Source organism: Clostridium acetireducens DSM 10703 (assembly GCF_001758365.1).
GTDB lineage: Bacteria > Bacillota > Clostridia > Clostridiales > Clostridiaceae > Clostridium_C > Clostridium_C acetireducens.
In genome coordinates this window covers 1-4047 of the sequence record NZ_LZFO01000064.1, presented here as the reverse complement: position 1 = coordinate 4047, position 4047 = coordinate 1, and the positions used below count along the sequence as shown (strand labels likewise).

4 protein-coding genes are annotated in these 4047 nt (G+C 24.3%); 3 read left to right on the top strand and 1 reads right to left on the bottom strand.

What is annotated here, in order from left to right; genetic code table 11:
• The first annotated feature begins 152 nt into the window (after positions 1-152).
• Positions 153-1004, top strand: a complete 852-nt coding sequence (locus CLOACE_RS11395; RefSeq protein WP_070111372.1) for a hypothetical protein — start codon at positions 153-155, stop codon at positions 1002-1004.
• A gap of 171 nt (positions 1005-1175) precedes the next feature.
• On the opposite strand, the gene CLOACE_RS11390 is transcribed toward CLOACE_RS11395, so the two are convergent.
• The gene (locus CLOACE_RS11390) at positions 1176-1610 is read right to left on the bottom strand and encodes a VanZ family protein (protein ID WP_070111371.1); all 435 of its coding nucleotides are present in this window, start codon (positions 1608-1610) and stop codon (positions 1176-1178) included.
• A 222-nt stretch (positions 1611-1832) separates the two neighbouring features.
• Here CLOACE_RS11390 and CLOACE_RS11385 point away from each other — a divergent pair, with 222 nt between their 5' ends.
• Positions 1833-2456, top strand: coding sequence for a restriction endonuclease (locus tag CLOACE_RS11385; protein ID WP_070111370.1), 624 nt, complete (start codon positions 1833-1835; stop codon positions 2454-2456).
• A gap of 237 nt (positions 2457-2693) precedes the next feature.
• The gene (locus CLOACE_RS11380; protein WP_070111369.1) at positions 2694-3899 is read left to right on the top strand and encodes a tyrosine-type recombinase/integrase; all 1206 of its coding nucleotides are present in this window, start codon (positions 2694-2696) and stop codon (positions 3897-3899) included.
• Positions 3900-4047 lie beyond the last annotated feature (148 nt).

Below are 4047 nucleotides of genomic sequence, written 5' to 3'. Positions count from 1 at the left end.
CAGGTGATTTTTTTATTAGCTTTGTTCATTGTTTCCTCTCTCCTTTCTGGGAGGTAATATTTTTATGGTAAATCTATTATATTTCATAGGTTGAGGGGAAGCAATGTTCATATAACTTAACAGAACTGTACAATTACTTAGGAGGCATTATAATGAATAAAAAAATTATATCAATAGGTTTAGCAGTCATTTTTACTATACTAGGAATATCCTTCTATAATTCTAAGAAAGCTTCTAAAAATACTTCCTTAAATAAAAACACTATTAATAATGAAATAAAAACTAAGCTAAAAAAAGACTTTTATGTAAAATCAGCTTTTGCAGATGTAGATTTAGATATGATTATAGAAGATAAAGCTACTAAAGATTCAGATAAAAATGGTGATTACATATTTATCACATTTTCATCGCAAATATTTGATGATAAAAAAAGTGATAATAAAACAGTTTTAGATATTAAAAACTATAAATTAGATAATAAGGAACTACCAAAAGGTAGTGCAATATCAAAAAAATTTATAAATGAAATTATTATAAAACTTCCAGATGGATATTTAAAAGGAGTAAATTCACCACATAAATTAGAAATATCTAAAAACTTAAAAGATAAATATTCAAATAATATAAAAGGCAATCTATCTTTAAATCTTCCTTACTCATATAATAAAAATAGTAATTCTAATAATAGAACTACTAAAAAAACTGAACAAAAAAATGCAGATGTTAAAAATAATTCAAATAATGATAGTAGTAATAAAATAATTAGTAACTCAAAAGATATTCCTAATTATTCTATTAAACTAGGAAAAGCAATTCCTTTTACAACTATAGTTTTAGTAGAATTAGAAACTCCTCATCCTGAAAATTATAAAATTACTGTTTCAAATACTGAATTAAAACAAAAGAAAAATAAAGAAGGAAAATTAGTTTTTGTATCAGCAATAAAAAGAGAATTAAATTTAGAAGATGTACAAAATTCTATAAAAATAGAAATAAAAAAATAAATAATATTGTATATTTAAAGGATACCATAAGGCTATCCTTTTCTTATTTTATAGGACATATTTAAATATTATTTAATTTAATTTTAAACATAAAAACTAATTTAACTTTGGTATATCTAATATTATAGCTGGTACTTAATCAAGTCTATAATTTAATTAGCTAAATTATAATTATATTTTAAAATACTTCTTTACTTTTAAAATAGCAACTAATAAAACTACCCCTATACTGTCTACTAAAACATCTTTAAATCTCCCATCCCTACCAGGTACAAAAGTTTGATGAATTTCATCTAAACAAGCTAAAATAAATATGGTAACAAAAGTATAAATTAAAGGATTATTAAATTCACTTTTCTTATATCCTCTATATATAAAACAAGAAAGCATAAAATATTCCATTACGTGAGCTATTTTTCTAACTATAAAATTAGCTGTATGGAGTCCAAGTGAACTTTGTAAATCAATACCTATATTTTTTAATAAATATAAAACTTGAAAACTATTAGAATTAGATACATTTGCTTTTTGAGAGGAAAAAATAAAAATTATAAATAGTAATATTATTGAAGGTAAAAAATTTAAAATTAATCTTTTTTTATTCATATTAATCTCCACCTATAAATTTAAACATATTTTTAATATTAATTATACTATAATTAAAACTAGTTCTTCGTCAAATTTAATGGGTTTTTATATGCTCTACTACTTTGGCTGTATTCTTTATCTATTTTTTTGGTACATCTACTAGTTACTTACTAGTTACTACTAGACAACTCTAACCAATTATGTTATAGTATATTTAAATAAATAATAGGAGGTTTTATTATGGCAAAAGCATGGCTAATTAGACCTTTCCCACATGATACTGACAGACTTTCAAATTTTAAATCTGATAATATCATCGCTATTGGATGGCCTGAAGTTTCTTCCCTTGTTGGAAAAGATAAAAACGAAATAAGAGAAATTCTCAGGAATCATCCTAAGAAATACTCCCCTAGTCAATTAGGTGCTGCATTAGCAACTGTAAACATATTCGTTAATGAAATATCTAAAAAAGATTTCATTGTAGTTCCTTATGAAGATGATATCTATTTTGCAAAAGTTACAAGTAACTACTTTTTTGAACCTACTAAAATTACCGATGGTTACCCACATCAAAGAAAAATTGAATGGCTAAAAGGTCCTATATCTAGAGATCAACTTCCTAATGATTTAAGAAACTCACTTAGAGCACCTAGAACAGCCGCTGATTTAAGCCATTATACCAACATTATTGAAAGTGTTATAAACTATGATAGCTCAGAATTACTACAAACTACACCAGATTACATGGATGTTTCCTATCCATTAAGAACTGATTTAAATTGCACTATAAAAATACCAAAAGATATAACAAAAGAAGAAGCTGAACGCTTAGGGGAATTTGTAAAAACATTATATTTTAACTAATAAACATAAACCTTTCCACCGCCAACCCATCACTCATATTCCTCTGCTGAGTTTCCTCATTTCGTAAAAATAGAAAAACTAAAATAATAAAAACTTAAAGGTAATTTTCATAATACATAAATATGCCTTTAAGTTTTTATATTCATATTCTATTACATGGTAAATTATTTAAATTAAGTTTAGTACTATTAAATAATAAAATCTACATAAAACTATCAAAAAGAAAGGATGACATAAATGCTACTTGAACAAGGAAAAATTAAATTTCTTCAATACATGGATACTATTGATAGAAGTCCTCAAACTATTACTGGTTATAATAAAGACTTAACTCAATTTAATAAATACATTATTAAAAAATACAATTGTAAAACTCATATACAAAACATCACTTCACAAGACATTGAAGATTACTTAGTATACTTAAAAAAAGAAAAAAATTATGCACCAGCCTCCAGAAGCAGAAATCTTTATACTATTCGTTCTTTCTTTTCTTGGGCATATAAAAAAAATATAATTACTAGAAATATATCTCTATCTGTTGAAAGTATAAAACTTCAACAAAAAGAAAGAATATATCTTACACACAACGAAATAGAAAAACTTCTCAAATCAATAAAACACCCTCTTATTAATTTAGTAGTAAGAACTCTTTATATGACAGGTCTTAGAGTATCAGAATGTTTAAACCTTACCCTAAACACTGTAGACTTAAACAAAAAAGTTATTCATGTAATATCCGGCAAAGGAAACAAAGACAGAATTATTCCAATTTCAGACAAACTATATTTATACTTAAAAAAATATATAGAAAAAGATAGGCCAAGCGTAAATTCAAATATATTTTTCGCTACAAAAAACACAGGAAAATTATCATCTCAATACATTAACAAAACCCTTGCAGAAGTTACAAAAAAACTGGGTTGGAGTAAAAAAGTAACTTGTCATACTTTACGCCATAGCTTTGCCACTCGTCTGGTAGAAAAAGATATAAATTTAGTTCAAATACAAAAACTTTTAGGACACAGCAATTTAAAAGTAACAAGCATATACACTCACTCAAATATAAATAAATTAAAATCAGCTGTAAATTCTATATATAAAAATAACTATATGAAAAACATTAAAAAACTCAAAGAAAACTCTGAATATAAAATAGATTTCAATGAATTTATAACACTGCTAATAACATTGCAAGAAAATAAACATAAACTTTTAGACATTCTTAACTCTTTTAAAACAAAAACTATTCCTAAATATGTACTTCCAAAAACATTTATAACAAGGTCTATACATATATTAGAACCACTTGATAAAATGATTATAGATTTTTCAAAAGAAAATAATATATCTGAAAAAGAAATTTTTACAATAGCTTTAATTGAACTTTTTAGGAAATATGGTTATGAGAAAGAAATAGAAAGATTAATAAAAATAAAATAATATTTTTAATTTTAGTATGGATAAGTGCTATTAATGCTAATACAGTTAAAGTAACATTTAACAACGCTGTTGAAAAGTTAGCTAAAGATGATGTAATAGTAACAAATGTTAAATCAGGAGCTAAACAATATATAAAGGAAGTAAAATT